Below are 14,661 nucleotides of genomic sequence, written 5' to 3' on the forward strand. Positions count from 1 at the left end.
CCATTATGGATTCATTGCACAATCAAGTCGAGATCATGGCGGGACAGCGGCTTCGGCTGCGATTCAGTCGTCAGATAGGTGCGGCCAAGCGTCATTGCCGTCTCGGTTTCGGAGTCCATGATGATCATATGGGCGAACAGCGTCATGTTCGGCGCGATCGGTTCGGGATTGCCCTGATAGAACATCGGCATGTCCATCCATGATGGGGTGAAGCGGGCGCCGAGCGAATAGCCGCAGGCGTTGAGCCGGTGCTTGGTCAAATTGTGGGTTTCGAGCGTGCGGGCATGCGCGTCGAACACGTCGCCGAAGGTATTTCCGGGCGTCATCGCCTTTTCGACCGCCAGAAGTGCGGCGCGCGCCGCATCGAACAGTTCCTGGTGACGTTTCGACACCTTGCCGGTCAGCACCGTGCGCATCATCGCCGCATGGTAATGGTGGAAGACGCCGGCCCATTCGAGCGTCAGCTGGTCATTCTTGCTCAGCTTGCGGCGGCCAGCCTTGTAACGGCAAAGCAGTGCGTCCACGCCGGAGCCGATGATGAACTCGTTGGCCGGATAGTCGCCGCCGCCGGCAAATATCGCGCCCTGCATGGCGGCAAGGATCAAGGCTTCGTCGCCACCCTGCTTGATCAGCGGCAGGGCCGCGTCCAGAGCGTCGTCGGCGAGATTTGCGGCCTTTTCCACCTTGGCGATTTCGGCCGGGCTCTTGAACAGACGCAGCCGGCTGACGATGCCGGACGCGTCGGCGATCTGGCCAAAGGTCTGCAATTGCTCGTCCAGGCGCCGGCCATTGTAGGCGGTCAGCCCGTGGGTGTCGTATTCGACGCCGATGCGGGCGCCGAGCAGGTCGAGGTCGTTGAGCAGATTGCGCAGGTCGATCGCCGGATTGGCGCCGTCGCGGTCGGTCCACAGCACGATGTTGTCGATGATCGAGGTGTGGCGCGCCTGGCGCAGATCGGCCGAGCGCGTGAGCAGGATCATCGAGCCGTCTGCCTTCACCACCAGGCACTGGAAGAAGCAGAAGCCGAACGTATCGTAGCCGGTCAGCCAGTACATGCTCTCCTGCGCAAACAAAAGGACGGCATCGAGCTTCTTCTCGGCGATCTCGATCATCAGCCGATCGCGCCGCGCGTCAAATTCCGACCGTTCGAAATGCAGCGCCATTATTCTGTCTCCAAAACGATTGCCGAAATCTGCCGCCCATAATCCGGCTCCTTGCGATGGGTGCTGCGCCGGTAGGAATAGAACAGATCCTCCTCGGCGTAGGTGCAGCGGCCGAGCCCATCGGCGGTGACGCCGGCCCGGGTCAGCCGATCGACCGTATAGCGGTTGAGGTCGAACATTGCATGTTCCGGCTTCGCCGAAGGCGCGAAATAGCTGATATTGTCGGCATCTGCCTCGACAAAACGAGCGATGAATTCCGGGCCGACTTCATAGTTTTCCGGGCCGATGGACGGGCCGAGAACCGCAACGATGCGCTCGCGCCGGGCGCCGAGGCTTTCCATCGCCGCAACGGTGTTTTCCAGCACGCCTGACAAGGCGCCCTTCCAGCCGGCATGGGCTGCGCCGACGATTCGCGCCTCGGTATCGGCGAACAGCACCGGTCCGCAATCGGCCGTCGAGGCGCCCACCGCAATGCCCGGCCGGTCGGTGACGACGGCGTCGGCCTTCGGCCGCTCGCCGGAAAAAGGCTCCCTGGCGATGACGACGTCGGGCGAATGGATCTGGTGGGCGGTCAACAGATGTCTTGACGGCACGCCCATCCAGTCGGCGACGCGGCGGCGGTTCTCGGCGACCTGCGTCTGGTCGTCGCTCGAGCCGGTGCCGATGTTGAGGCCCTGATAGATGCCGCTGGAGACGCCGCCGACGCGGGTGAAATAGCCGTGGCGAATGCCTTGCGCATGCGCTTTCTCCAGCAAGGGCGACCGAACGGGATCCGGTTTGGTCTGATTCAGCATGGCTGCGTTGTTGTCCGTGAGAGCGGTTTCGTCAAGCGACAGTCGAAAAGATGGCGACAGTCCAACGGCGACAGTCGGAAGGTGGGAGAGTGGGAGAGGCGGCAGTGAAAAGTCAATCCGCCGTTGCAAAGGGTGGAACGGCGATGCCGGCAGGCAGGACAGCAAGCACCTTGAACAGGTCGCCCATGGCTTGCGGGCCGGCGAGGCGTTCGACCTCGCCGGCAATCTTTTCGCGCGCCGCCTCATTGGCATTGGCGCCGAGCTGGCCGGCGCGTTCGAGAAGCCCCATTTCCACCAGGAATTCGCCTTGCGTGGAGAGATGGGCATCGAGGCCATGCGCCCGCACAACCGCGGCAAGGGCGGCGAAATCGACATGGGCGGTGAGATCGGCTTCGCCCGGATTGGCCAGCACATCTTCGTGATCGTGCTTGCGCAAGGCCTGCAAGGTGTCGCCGATCCCTGGCTGGAGGTAGCCATAGTCGAGGAACAGGCCGGCGCCGCCGAGCCCGGCCAAGCGCTCGGCGATGGTCGCCATCAGCGCGGCTCGGGCCGGCGCGACCTCGATGATCGCGCCCTGTGGCGCGTTTTCAGCATCGTCCGGCAACAGCGTTGGATCGACCGAGCCGGCGCCGGCGAAGACGTGCAATTCGTCGGCGCCGTCGAGGCCGATCATCCGTTCGCGCCAGCCTGTTCCGGCGCGGACGAACTGGCGGATCGGCACCGCGTCGAACAATTCGTTGCCGACGATGAAAAGCGGGGTCTGCGGCAAGGTGTCGATGCTTTCGTGCCAGCCGATCGCGGCCGGCGTGGCGGCAAGCGTTTGCCTTTGGACATCGGCCAGTCGCGGACTGGTCTCGATCATGGCGAACGACGCACCGGCGGTCAGCGCCGGATCGAGCCGCGCAAGCGTGCGCAGCATGTCCTTCATCAGCGTGCCGCGGCCGGGGCCGATCTCGGCGATGGTGGCCGGCATCGGCCGGCCGGTCGCCAGCCAGGCTTCGTAGAGCCAGACGGCGATCAGCTCGCCGAACATCTGGCTGATCTCCGGTGCGGTGACGAAGTCGCCGGCAGCCCCGAACGGCTCGCGCGTCGTATAGTAGCCGTCCAGCGGATCGAACAGGCAAAGCGCCATGTAGTGGTTGACGGGGATCGGCCCCGCCGCACCGATCAGCTCGACGATTCGGGTTTTCAGCCGCGTCATACCGGCTGTGGCTGTGTTACCGCCCTAGGGCGACGTGCGTCCATTTGGAAAGTACGCCCTGGCACTTTGATTCTACGCATCGTGCTTCCCCAAAATCGATTCCGATTTTTGGCCCGATGCGGCAGCGGTCGCCATCGCCCAGATGCCGGCCAGCAGCATCGGCAGCGACAGCACCATGCCCATCGTCAGCCAGTTGGTGCCGAGGAGGTAGCCGAGCTGCTGGTCGGGCTCGCGGAAGAATTCGACAAAGATGCGCGAGAGACCGTAACCGGCGATGAAGGCGCCGCCGACGAAGCGCGGCGTCTTCAGCTTGAGCCTGGAATGGGTGAGGAAGCGCAGGACCAGGAACAGCACCAGGCCTTCGAGCAGCGCCTCGTAGAGCTGGCTCGGATGGCGCGCAAATGGCCCGCCATTGGGGAATTCGACCGCCCATGGCACGTCGGTCGGGCTGCCCCAGAGTTCGGAGTTGATGAAATTCGCCATGCGGACGAGGCCAAGGCCGACCGGCACGCCGGCCGCCACCACGTCGAACAGCGACCATGTGCGGATGCCGCGCGACCAGGAAAACAGCGTCATGGCGAGAATGACGCCGAGCAGCCCGCCATGGAACGACATGCCGCCCTGCCAGACGGCAAGGATATCGAACGGTTGAGCGATGTAGCGCGGCAGGTCGTAGAACAGCACGTAGCCGACACGCCCGCCAAGCACCACGCCGATAGCCGCCCAGACGATGAAGTCGTCGAGATCCTCGGGCTTCATGGGCACAGTGCCGTCGGGCCAGAGCCTAGCATTGGTGACGAGCCGCTTGGCATACCACCAGGCGAAGAGAATGCCGACGATGTAGCCGACGCCATACCAATGCACTGCCAGCGGCCCGATCTGGACGATGACCGGGTCGATATTGGGGAAGGGCAGGGCGGCCAGCGGCAGCATAAGATACTCGCTCAACAGGATCTCCCGGTTGCGATCACGTTCGGGCGCGGACCATGCGGCAGGGTTTTGGCCCGGTCAAGGCGACGCTGGCGCGGCAAATACGGCTTCGGGAAGCAGGCTGATCGTGCCGGTACTGCCGCCTCACAGCTTGGTCCCGGCCAATGCCCTGTATTTGGCCTCCAGGCGGTCAAGCACGTCTTCCGCAGGCTTCACCCGCCCTGCGTCGGCATCGCAATGCCCTTGGCGAGCGCGGCGTCGCGTGCGGCAAGACGCTGGTCCAAATTCACACTGAAAGCCATTGCAGTCCCGGTCGGAATGCTCTTCCTTGGATTGGTACCAGCTATGGCTTGCGAGACTAGGTCAAATTGCATCGACTTGATGACGCAGCAGCCTCAACGTTCTTGCATTCCGCGTCGCGCGCCACTACGTCAAATCGAGCAAGCGAGGATTTGCCATGTCGACCGGACCGAACCGCATTCTCGATGAATTCGCCAAGCTGATGACCGACGCTGCCGGTGCCGCGCAAGGCGTGCGCCGCGAAGTGGAAACCGCCTTCAAGGGGCAGGCCGAGCGTGTTCTCAACTCGATGGACCTGGTGCAGCGCGAAGAATTCGAGGCCGCCCGCGACATGGCGGTAAAAGCCAGGGAAGAAAACACCCGTCTCGCTGCGCGCATCGAGACGCTTGAGGCAAAGCTCGCCGATCTGACCGGGCAGGCCGCGCCTGCGGCTGCGGCGAAGCCCAGACCAAAAAAATAACGTTAAACTTTTCCACAAAGCACAATCGCAAAAAGCGCTTTGTCGTGAATCGCTTACCGGCATTGCGTGAATCTTTGTGACAGCGGCTTTCCACATGCGAATGACGCAGTGCGAAAAATTGGGCTGGTCACGCGACTCCCGATCAATAGACTGAATTTGTTGCATGATTCGGAGCAGGATCATGCGCCGGGCGGTGGGGTCCGGTCTGGGGTCTTTGTGCGTTGACGAAGTCCCGGCCGTCCGAGTTCTAGACAAAATTGTTCGTTGTGGGTGCCCCGCCGGCCGAGGCGAAGGAACGACAGGAAGCATTCATGGAACTTCTCGAACTCGAATTCTCGCGCGAAATCCATCCGGTGGATGTTATCGAGCAGGTGGCGCACAACAACGACTGGTCCTTCGAACGGGCCGGCGACGACGAGATTTCGATTTCGGTTGCCGGAAGCTGGACCGACTACCACGTCTCATTTTCCTGGATGGAGGATTTCGAGGCGCTGCATCTGGCCTGCGCTTTCGACATCAAGGTGCCGGAGGCGCGCGCGCTCGAAGTGATGCGGCTGCTTTCGCTGATCAACGAGCAGATGCTGTTCGGCCATTTCGACCTCTGGGAGCAGGAGGGCGCGATCATGTTCCGCCAGTCGCTGCTGCTCGCCGGCGGGGTCGAGCCGTCGAGCCAGCAGGTCGAGGTGCTGCTGTCGTCGGCGCTGGAAGCCTGCGAATGCTACTTCCAGGCGTTCCAGTTCGTCGTCTGGTCGGGAACCTCGGCCAAGGATGCGCTGGCCGGCGTCCTGTTCGAGACCTACGGAAACGCCTGAGCCAGGTCCTGATCCTCCATGAGTTCGAGCAGCCAGCGCAAGCCAGAGATCAGCTTCGCCGATTTCGACCGTGTCGACATTCGCGCCGGCACGATCGTCGAGGCCGAGCCGTTTCCCGAGGCGCGCAAGCCGTCGATCAAGCTGAAGATCGATTTCGGCGCTGACATCGGAGTGAAGAAATCGTCGGCGCAGATCACCAAATACTATGCGCCCGAGACGCTGATCGGCCGGCAGGTGTTCGCGGTGGTCAATTTTCCGCCGCGGCAGATCGGCCCCTTCATGTCGGAAGTGCTGACGCTTGGCTTTCCCGACGAGGAGGGTGCGGTCGTCCTCGGTGCGATCGAACGCAGAGTGCCTGACGGCGGCCGACTGTTCTAGCTTCGTCACCGAAGCCGACGCGCAGACTTTCCGTGGCCGTTCCTGGGTTTAATCTCAAACGCATCGAGCGCGCCATTCTGATGCGAGCTCCACCGATCTCCCACGAAAAATGGTTGCGCTCTGGGTGCGAGCAATTGTTTGAACTCGACCATCGGCACGAGGATGAAGCGCGTGGTTTCCCCAAAGTCGTGATCACCAGAACCTCGGCGACAACATCGATTGAGCTTTCGTTGCGGGCGGCCATATGATCGTTTTTCAGTCGAAGAGCCCTTGAGAGATTAGATGGTTTGGACCACCCCAAACGGATTAGTCGACAGTCCAACGGCCCAGGCTTATTGTTTTGACGCGGCATCTGTCGGGCTGTGCCGCCAATTCTCGGGAGGATACGATGATTCGATTGCTGACTGCGATTTTCGCTGTGCTTTCCCTTTGCCTCTTTTCGTGGTCGTCCGCCAACGCTGACCCCGTCGACGATCAAGTGAAAGCCGCTTACGTGGCCTGGGACGCTGCTTTCAACAAAGCAGACGCAAAGGCGGTTGCGGCCTTCTACACCGACGACGCGATCTTCTTGCCCGCCACCCATGACGTCATCAAGGCACCGGACGGGGTCGAGAAATTCTTTGGCGGCCTCTTCGGCATGGGAGTGACAGGCCACAAGCTCGAACTGATCGAAGCAGGAGGTGACGGCAACCTGCTGTTTGGCACGGCGAAATGGTCGGCCAAGGGCAAAGACGCCAATGGTGCGGATCAGCCGTGGGCCGGGGTGGCAACCCACGTCTTCGAAAAGCAGGCAGATGGCAGCCTGAAACTCCGGCTGCACACCTTCAACTGATCAACGGCGTTCTTGCTTCCGACGGGAGGGGTGCGCTACCGGGTCGCTGCCTCAGCTAGCGCAGTCACGATCCAGACGGACGCCAAGAGCTGCACACTGGCGCAAGTAATTGAAATCGATCAGCGCCTCCGCTTGCCTGTTTTCGGCAAAGCGTTCCGGATGAACCTGCGGAGTAAGTGCGGCCGGCCGCCGCCTCAACCCAACAAGTTCTTCACCGAAGGGGCCGCTCGCAGGTCACGAAATGGATCCTCGGGTCTGCGCGCCGGCGTTGCCGCCGCTTCGCCCGTGGATGACGAAGGTGGTGTCAGTTTTCGCTGGGTGCCCAGCGCCTCTCCAACCGTCTCCAGGAACATCTCCGCGCAGGCCTTCCAGCTATAGCGCATTGCCCGTTGGCGCGCTTCGGCGCGGTCGACATCGAGCGCGGCGAGCGCGGCCTCACGCAAATCGTTCGATACGGCTCCGCCGACGCCGTCGCCGACAATGTCGATCGGCCCGGTCACCGGATAGGCTGCGACCGGCGTGCCGCTGGCCAGCGCCTCGATGATGACATTGCCGAACGTGTCGGTGCGGCTGGGAAAAATGAAGACATCGGCCGAGGCATAGATTTCGGCCAGTTCGTCGTTCGGGCGGTGGCCAAGGAAATGGGCATCGGGGTATCTCGCCTTGAGCCTCGCCAACTCCGGTCCCTCGCCGACGACCACCTTGCTGCCGGGCAAATCCAGGTCGAGGAAGGCGGCCAGGTTCTTTTCGATCGCGACGCGGCCGACGCAGAGGAAGATCGGTCGCTTGAGCCCCATATCCTTTTTCTTGTCCGGCCGGAAATGGTCGGTATCGACGCCCCGCGTCCATGGCCTGAGCTTGGTGAAGCCGCGCGCCGCCAGATCGTCCGCCAGAGACTGGGTGGCGACCAGCGTGCCTTGTCCGGAATTGTGGAAATCGCGAAGCCAGCGATAGGCCCAGGCTTCCGGTATGGGCAGCCGCGCGCTCAGATATTCCGGGAAGCGCGTGTGATAGCTTGTCGTGAACGGCCGGCCGGCCTTGCGGCAATAGCGCCGCGCCATCATACCGAGCGGCCCCTCGGTGACGATATGGATATGATCGGCGTTGCGCGCTTCGATCAGGCGCGCGACGCGGCCTGGCGTCGTCAGCGCCAGCCGGATGTCCGGGTAGGTCGGCAGCGGCAAGGTGCGAAAGATATTCGGGGTCAGGAAGTCCGTCTCGACGTCAAAGGACTTCAGGGTTTCTGAAAGCCGTTCCAGCGTATGGACAACGCCGTTGACTTGCGGGCGCCAGGCGTCGGTCACCATCAGGATGCGCATAGCAGGCCTTTGCTTGAAAGGTCGTCGGTTTCCTTGATGCGGGGCCGCAAGGCCGAATCAATCAGGATCACGCGCTTCATGCGCGCTCTTCAGCATGGTTTCATGACGGGCCGATGAAGGCAGTACGTCCAATTGGACGCACGTCGCGTGGGTTCTATGTGTAGAGCGTACTTTGTGCATCCAAGGACGCACGTCGCTCTAATCAGGCCGGAACCTTGATGACGGCGCGCAAGCCGCCGAGCGGGCTCTTGTCGAGCATGATGTCGCCGCCATGGCTGCGGGCAATGTCGCGTGCGATGGCAAGGCCAAGGCCGGTGCCGCTGGCATCGAGGTTGCGGGCTTCATCAAGCCGCACGAAAGGCTTGAACACGTGCTCGCGCTTTTCAGGCGGAATGCCCGGACCGTCGTCGTCGATGGTGACGAGCAGCGAGCCGCGGCCGTGGTTGGCGTTGATCTCAACCGTCTTGGCATAACGGAAGGCGTTGCCGACGACATTGGACAACAGCCGGGCAAAGGCGTGGGGCCGCACATGCACATTTGGATCGCCGGCGAGCGAGGTCGACAGTTTGCGCTTGCGCAGCGTCGCCTCCTCGCCGAGCTTGTCGAAATAGGCTTCAAGGTTGAAACGGCCGGCGTCTTCCGTTGCCTCGCCGCGGGCAAAGGCGAGATAGCCTTCCAGCATGGACTGCATGTCGTCGATGTCCTGGCCGAGCGCCTCGGTGTCGGCCTTGGTCCCGGTCAGCGCAAGCTGCAGCTTGAAGCGCGTGAGGATGGTCCTCAGATCGTGACTGACGCCGCTCAGCATGGCGGTGCGCTGTTCGAGCTGGCGTTCGATGCGTTCGCGCATCTGGATGAAGGCAAAGCCGGCGCGGCGAACCTCCTCGGCGCCGCGCGGACGGAAATCGAGCGGCATCGGCCGGCCCTTGCCGAAACTTTCGGCGGCCTCGGCCAGCGTCAGGATCGGCCGGATCTGGTTGCGCAGGAACGGGATGGCAATCATCAGCAGCACCAGCGAGGTGCCGACCATCCAGATCAGGAAAATGTGCGTGTTCGAGGCATAGGCCTGGCTGCGGCGCACGAAGGCGCGCAGCACCTTGCCTTCGAGCTGGACGCGGACCTCAATGATATTGGAATTGCCGACCGTATCGATCCAGAACGGACGGTTGATCTGATGGGTGATCTCGGACGAGAGAATTTCGTCGAGGATCGAGAAGAACGGCTTTGGACCGGGCGCCGGCAGCGGATCGGGCGGCAGCAAGTCGATCTTCAGCTGCATGCGATCCTGCGCGATGCGGATGATGTTGGCGTAGTCGGCGTCGTGCGGATAGGTTTCCACCAGGTCGACGATCGCGGCAATGTCGCGGACCGTGGCCTGCGACAGGCGCTGCGTCACGGTCTGCCAGTGGCGTTCCATGAAGACAAAGGCGAGGACCGATTGCAGCAGGATCATCGGCGCGATGACGATGATCAGCGAGCGGGCATAGAGCCGCTTCGGCATGTAAAGCGAAACCAGGCGCCAGAACCGTTTCCAGGCAAGCGGCACGGCCTTCAGTGCCCGCCTGGCGCGAGCGCTCAAGCCGCGATCTCCCGGCCGTTCCAGTTGCGTGGTCGCCATTCGCCCTTTTTGCTCATCCGCAGCCACTCGACAAGGGGCTGCGGGCGGCAGTCTATTCCACGCTGAGCCGATACCCAATACCGCGCACGGTCTGCAGCCAGACCGGATTGGACGGATCGCGCTCGATCTTGCGGCGCAGCCTGTTGATCTGGACGTCGATGGTGCGCTCGCCGACTTCGGATTCGTCGCCGACAAGTTCATGACGCGGTATCGTTTCGCCGGCCCGGGCCGCGAAGATCGCCAGGATCTCCTGCTCGCGGTCGGTCAGCTTCAAAGCCTCGCCGCCGCGCTTGAGCTCCCGCCTGGCGATCTGGAACGTGTAAGGCCCGAAAACCAGCTGCTCGACCTTGGGCGTCGTTGCAGGACCGCCGCGGCGCAGGATGTTGTTGATGCGCAGGATCAATTCGCGGGGATCGAAAGGCTTCGGCAGATAGTCGTCGGCGCCGGCCTCGAGCCCGGTGATCCGGCTGTCGGTCTCGGACAGCGCGGTAAGCATCAGGATCGGCACGTTCTTGGTTGCCCGCAACGCCTTGGCGAGATCGACGCCGGTTTCGCCCGGCATCATGATATCGAGCACCAGCAGATCGAAATCGAGGCCGGCGAGCTTGCGCCGCGCTTCGCCGGAATTTCCGGCAACGGTGACACGAAAGCCGTTTTCGGTCAGATATTGTTTGAGAAGATTGCGGATACGGGTATCGTCATCAATCACCAGCAGATGCGGCGCATCGTCGTCCGGTGCTGCCGGTTGATCAACCCTTTCAATGGTCTCCATGGCTTTTCCCTGACGTTTTTGCGGGCACAATGTCGATCTGCGCCCTTAGTTCCGGATTGACCATCGCTTCCAGGAAGCGCTCGATCAAGGCGCGTTCGGTGGCTCCGGAATCTTCCAATGCAGCATGGATGCGGCGTGACTGTGGCCGTGCCAGCGCCAGCGCCAGGGCGCGGCCCTTGGCTGTCGGATAGAGCTCGCGCTGGCGGCGGTCGCGCGGACCCTGCAACTGGACGATGTGGTCGGTATCGATTAGTTGCTTGAGCACGCGCGCCAGGCTCTGCTTGGTGATCTTCAGCACGTCGAGGAGTTCGGCGACCGTCAGGCCCGGCCTGCGATTGACGAAATGCAGGACCCGGTGATGGGCGCGGCCGAAACCATAGTCCGACAGGATCTGGTCCGGATCGGAGGTAAAATCGCGATAGGCGAAGAAGAACAGTTCGATGATGGCAAAGTCGATGCCGTCCTCGTCGGTGATCGCCGTCCTGATCGGTTTTCCGGCTGGGTGGCTGCGATCCGTCATCTTTTCTCCGTGCGAAAGGGAAATTATGTCAGTACTATTGACGTAATTTCCCGGCAATGGTAATTTTTGACAAGCTTTTCGGCGGATTGCGAACGAAAAGGCAAGGGAAAGCCGTTTTTCCGGAACTTCCTGTGTTTGCCAGACCTTATATATCCGCCTACGCTTCGAGATAGTGGCCGCCCGGTGCGGCTGACAAGAAACGCGCAACGATAATGTGCGGGCGGCCGCCCGCGGGAGGTTACCATGGCATCCGTTCCCTTTGACCAAATGGACGGCTTTATCTGGATGAACGGCGAGTTCGTCCAATGGGCCGACGCCAAGATCCACGTGCTGACCCATGGCCTGCACTACGCCAGCGCGGTATTCGAGGGCGAACGCGCCTATGGCGGAGAGATTTTCAAGCTGACCGACCACAGCGAGCGCCTGCACGAATCGGCACGCCTGCTCGGCTTCAAGATTCCTTATTCGGTTGCCGAGATCGACGACGCCTGCCGCACGCTGTTGAAGAAGCAGGGTTTTCAGGATGCCTATGTCCGGCCGATCGCCTGGCGCGGCAGCGAACAGATGGGCGTCTCGGCGCAAAACAGCCGGATCAACTGCGCCATCGCCATCTGGCAGTGGCCCAGCTATTTCGATCCGGCACAGAAGCTGAAGGGCATCCGCCTCGATCTGGCCGAATGGCGCCGCCCCGATCCGCGCACCGCGCCGTCGAAATCGAAGGCTGCCGGCCTCTACATGATCTGCACCATGTCCAAGCATGCCGCCGAAGCCAAAGGCTATGCCGACGCCATGATGCTCGACTGGCGCGGCCAGGTTGCGGAAGCAACCGGCGCCAACATCTTCTTCGTCAAGGACGGCAAGATCCACACACCCACCCCCGATTGCTTCCTCGACGGCATCACCCGCCGTACAGTCATTGGTCTTGCCAAGGATCGCGGCTTCGAGGTGATCGAGCGCACCATCATGCCGGAAGAACTCGAAGGCTTCCAGCAGTGCTTCCTCACCGGAACGGCGGCCGAGGTGACGCCCGTTTCAGAAATCGGTCCATACCGATTCGAGGTGGGCGAAATCGCCAAGACTCTGATGAACGACTATTCTGCAGCCGTTCAACCCAAGCATGCGATTGCCGCAGAATAACGTAGGGGCGGTTTTCGGACTGCCCCTTTTATTTAAGCACCTCGGCATTTGACTTTCGTCCAGTTCGGCGTCTCATGATGCTGTCGCCACGGAGGCTGGCAGCTATGGAGGGACTGGTAATATGGACATGAACACGCTTCTTCAGATCATTGTTCAGGTGATTATGGGTGTCATTGGTGGTCAGGCGGTGGGCGCCGCGCTCAAGACAGCGGCAATGGGGCAGCTTACCAAAATCCTCGGCGGCGCCCTTGGCGGCGTCGGCGGTGCGGCCATCCTCGGCAGCCTGCTCGGCGGCGGCACGATCGATCCGGCTGCGGCCGCAGCGGCAACGGGCGGATTGGGCAGCGCGCTGAATGTGCAGAACATCCTCGGCGGTGCTGGTGGTGGCGCCATCCTGACGGCCATCATCGGCGCGGTCATGAACGCGACGAAGAAGTGAGCTTAATGCATGTCGCGCAAAAGCATGCCCTCCAGGGCCTGACCCGTGGTGCGCAGCGGTTTTGCGATAACGACATGCATAAAGACAATAACTTAAAGCGCGTCGCATAAATCCATTCAGCCGCGACGCGCTTTAGCGGTTTCGGGCTTTTGCGTGGGCGGCTTCGGCCGCCCATTTCATTTTGGCGTTGTCGCGACAGCCGGATGCGGTGGACGACGTTCGCATGTGTCTCTAAATCAGAAGCGACACAGCGAAAGGACGATCATGGGTCAGCTCAACGCCGGCATCGTGCCGGTCACGGCCTTCCAGCAAAACTGCACCATCCTCTTCGACATGGACGACAGGCAAGGCGTCGTCGTCGATCCCGGCGGCGACATCGACAAGGTGCTGGCAGTGCTCAAGGACAATGCGATCAACGCCGGCGCGATCTGGATCACGCATGGTCACATCGACCACGCCGGCGGCGCCATGGAGCTGAAGGAGGCGCTCGGCCTCGAGATCATCGGCCCGCATGAGGCCGACCGTCCGTTGCTTGCCAATCTCGAGAAGCAGGCGAAACACTACGGCATCACCGATCCGGTGCGCAATTGCGTGCCCGACCGCTTTCTCGGCGAAGGCGATACCGTCTCGTTCGGCCAGCACGCGTTCGAAGTCTTTCATTGCCCGGGCCACGCGCCCGGCCATGTCGTCTTCTACAATCGTGCTGCGAAGTTCGCCCATGTCGGCGACGTGTTGTTCCGCGGCTCGGTCGGGCGCACCGATCTGCCGGGCGGCGACCACGCCGCGCTGATCGCCTCGATCAAGGACAAGCTTCTGCCGCTCGGCGACGACATCGGCTTCATCTGCGGCCATGGTCCCGGCGGCCGCTTCGGCGAGGAGCGCCGGAGCAACCCCTTCCTGATTTAAACGCGTCGTGGCTGCGGAGCCTCACGCGGCGCGCGTCGGTCTCTCCTTTCCTTATGACGCCGAAAAAAAGCGCTGGCCTTGCGGACAGCGCTTTTTGGGGGGGGCAGGGAAGCCTCAGTTCGCGGTGCAGAAATGCTGTTCGCCGTCATAGCCGGTGAACGTGCCGGTGCGGCCGTTGAAAGAGCGATAGCGATCCGAACAATATTCATACCAGCCGCGGGTCCATGGCTCGGCATAGCCGTCATTGTAGACGACCCGCGGTTCCGCGTAGTAGCGGCGCACCGGGGCCGGCCGTGGATAACGACCATAATCGTCATAGCCGGGGTCGTAATAGCTGGGCTGCGGGTTGTTGAGCGCACCAACGATCAGGGCGCCGGCCGCGAGGCCAAGGACGCCTGCCGCGATCGCATCGCCATTGCCACGATGATGGTGCCGGTGGCGCCAGTCACCAGCGCTGGCCGCCGGCAAGGTCGCGAGCGTGCTTGCAACAATTGCGGCGGACAGGACGGCGGTCTTGAAAATTCGGTTCATCTCGGTCTCCTTCGTGCCGGCCCGGGTAATCTGCGGCCCGGGTAATCTGGGGGATGCGGTACGGCTTTACCGAAGATTAATAGGTGACCGTGGCTGAACGGGGGCTGAACGAAATTGGCGGGCTGGGACCAGTCGATTCATCGATCAGGCATGGCGCAAGGCACAAATATCGTATGCTCAACAAGGAGCGGAGCTGCGTCAGCGGATCGTCCGACGCTGTCTCGAACTCGGCTCAGCCGATCGACAGGTTGACGGCTTTCGGACCCTTGCCGCGCTTGTCCGGCTCGGTGTCGAATGTTACCTTCTGCCCATCCTCAAGACCGGGAAGACCCGACGCCTGCACGGCCGAAATATGGACGAAGACATCCTTCGCGCCATCATCCGGCGTGATGAAGCCGAAGCCTTTGGCATGATTGAAGAATTTGACGGTGCCGGTCTGCGGCATGGGAAGCTCCTTTGATCCCATCAAGTCCAGTCTCGGGCCGGCAAATGCCCGAGTGGAAATTTGTCGTTTATTTTAGCGCCATCGGCAAGAGAAAGTTTTGCGAGCAG

17 protein-coding genes are annotated in these 14,661 nt (G+C 62.0%); 7 read left to right on the forward strand and 10 right to left on the reverse strand.

Annotation, left to right across the window (positions count from 1 at the left end):
* Positions 1-11 precede the first annotated feature (11 nt).
* The 4 genes from AC0L2V_RS01570 to lgt form a co-directional block, all read right to left on the reverse strand.
* Positions 12-1,163 carry a M24 family metallopeptidase gene (locus AC0L2V_RS01570; protein ID WP_065011962.1) on the reverse strand — a complete coding sequence of 384 codons (1,152 nt, stop codon included), beginning with the start codon at positions 1,161-1,163 and terminating at the stop codon, positions 12-14.
* Complete coding sequence (gene pgeF / locus AC0L2V_RS01575) at positions 1,163-1,957, reverse strand: peptidoglycan editing factor PgeF (protein WP_473519249.1); 795 nt, start codon at positions 1,955-1,957, stop codon at positions 1,163-1,165. The genes AC0L2V_RS01570 and pgeF overlap by 1 nt, the downstream gene beginning before the upstream one ends.
* Positions 1,958-2,069: 112 nt before the next feature.
* On the reverse strand, positions 2,070-3,158 hold the full coding sequence (locus tag AC0L2V_RS01580) for a class I SAM-dependent methyltransferase (RefSeq protein ID WP_473508321.1): 1,089 nt from the start codon (positions 3,156-3,158) through the stop codon (positions 2,070-2,072).
* Positions 3,159-3,230: 72 nt separating this feature from the next.
* Entirely contained in the window at positions 3,231-4,106 is an 876-nt protein-coding gene (gene lgt, locus AC0L2V_RS01585; RefSeq protein WP_473519250.1) for a prolipoprotein diacylglyceryl transferase, read from the reverse strand.
* Between the two features lie 439 nt (positions 4,107-4,545).
* Here lgt and AC0L2V_RS01590 point away from each other — a divergent pair, with 439 nt between their 5' ends.
* The 4 genes from AC0L2V_RS01590 to AC0L2V_RS01605 all read left to right on the forward strand — a co-directional run bounded on the left by AC0L2V_RS01590 (position 4,546) and on the right by AC0L2V_RS01605 (position 6,870).
* On the forward strand, positions 4,546-4,848 hold the full coding sequence (locus tag AC0L2V_RS01590; RefSeq protein WP_027151060.1) for an accessory factor UbiK family protein: 303 nt from the start codon (positions 4,546-4,548) through the stop codon (positions 4,846-4,848).
* A gap of 311 nt (positions 4,849-5,159) precedes the next feature.
* On the forward strand, positions 5,160-5,660 hold the full coding sequence (locus AC0L2V_RS01595; RefSeq protein WP_006202532.1) for a type III secretion system chaperone family protein: 501 nt from the start codon (positions 5,160-5,162) through the stop codon (positions 5,658-5,660).
* 18 nt (positions 5,661-5,678) lie between these two features.
* Positions 5,679-6,038 carry a tRNA-binding protein gene (locus AC0L2V_RS01600; protein ID WP_027151061.1) on the forward strand — a complete coding sequence of 120 codons (360 nt, stop codon included), beginning with the start codon at positions 5,679-5,681 and terminating at the stop codon, positions 6,036-6,038.
* A 388-nt stretch (positions 6,039-6,426) separates the two neighbouring features.
* Positions 6,427-6,870, forward strand: a complete 444-nt coding sequence (locus tag AC0L2V_RS01605) for a YybH family protein (RefSeq protein WP_473519251.1) — start codon at positions 6,427-6,429, stop codon at positions 6,868-6,870.
* A 194-nt stretch (positions 6,871-7,064) separates the two neighbouring features.
* Here the strand turns inward: AC0L2V_RS01605 and AC0L2V_RS01610 are convergent, their stop codons facing one another.
* From AC0L2V_RS01610 to AC0L2V_RS01625, 4 genes are all read right to left on the reverse strand, one after another.
* Positions 7,065-8,189 carry a glycosyltransferase family 4 protein gene (locus AC0L2V_RS01610; protein ID WP_473519252.1) on the reverse strand — a complete coding sequence of 375 codons (1,125 nt, stop codon included), beginning with the start codon at positions 8,187-8,189 and terminating at the stop codon, positions 7,065-7,067.
* A gap of 202 nt (positions 8,190-8,391) precedes the next feature.
* Entirely contained in the window at positions 8,392-9,804 is a 1,413-nt protein-coding gene (locus tag AC0L2V_RS01615) for an ATP-binding protein (protein ID WP_091598380.1), read from the reverse strand.
* A 52-nt stretch (positions 9,805-9,856) separates the two neighbouring features.
* Complete coding sequence (locus tag AC0L2V_RS01620; protein ID WP_036261013.1) at positions 9,857-10,576, reverse strand: response regulator; 720 nt, start codon at positions 10,574-10,576, stop codon at positions 9,857-9,859.
* On the reverse strand, positions 10,563-11,096 hold the full coding sequence (locus AC0L2V_RS01625; protein ID WP_031255243.1) for a MarR family winged helix-turn-helix transcriptional regulator: 534 nt from the start codon (positions 11,094-11,096) through the stop codon (positions 10,563-10,565). The genes AC0L2V_RS01620 and AC0L2V_RS01625 overlap by 14 nt, the downstream gene beginning before the upstream one ends.
* A 243-nt stretch (positions 11,097-11,339) precedes the next feature.
* On the opposite strand from AC0L2V_RS01625, the gene AC0L2V_RS01630 reads away from it, so the two are divergent.
* The 3 genes from AC0L2V_RS01630 to AC0L2V_RS01640 all read left to right on the forward strand — a co-directional run bounded on the left by AC0L2V_RS01630 (position 11,340) and on the right by AC0L2V_RS01640 (position 13,578).
* Positions 11,340-12,233, forward strand: coding sequence for a branched-chain amino acid aminotransferase (locus tag AC0L2V_RS01630; protein WP_091598375.1), 894 nt, complete (start codon positions 11,340-11,342; stop codon positions 12,231-12,233).
* Positions 12,234-12,354: 121 nt separating this feature from the next.
* Complete coding sequence (locus AC0L2V_RS01635) at positions 12,355-12,672, forward strand: hypothetical protein (RefSeq protein ID WP_027151066.1); 318 nt, start codon at positions 12,355-12,357, stop codon at positions 12,670-12,672.
* A 264-nt stretch (positions 12,673-12,936) separates the two neighbouring features.
* Positions 12,937-13,578, forward strand: a complete 642-nt coding sequence (locus tag AC0L2V_RS01640) for an MBL fold metallo-hydrolase (protein WP_473508325.1) — start codon at positions 12,937-12,939, stop codon at positions 13,576-13,578.
* 114 nt (positions 13,579-13,692) lie between these two features.
* On the opposite strand, the gene AC0L2V_RS01645 is transcribed toward AC0L2V_RS01640, so the two are convergent.
* Both AC0L2V_RS01645 and AC0L2V_RS01650 read right to left on the reverse strand, forming a co-directional pair.
* Positions 13,693-14,109 carry a BA14K family protein gene (locus AC0L2V_RS01645; RefSeq protein ID WP_473508326.1) on the reverse strand — a complete coding sequence of 139 codons (417 nt, stop codon included), beginning with the start codon at positions 14,107-14,109 and terminating at the stop codon, positions 13,693-13,695.
* Between the two features lie 232 nt (positions 14,110-14,341).
* Entirely contained in the window at positions 14,342-14,554 is a 213-nt protein-coding gene (locus AC0L2V_RS01650) for a cold-shock protein (protein WP_006202521.1), read from the reverse strand.
* Between the last annotated feature and the right edge of the window lie 107 nt (positions 14,555-14,661).

The sequence above is a fragment of the Mesorhizobium sp. WSM4814 genome (assembly GCF_055811595.1).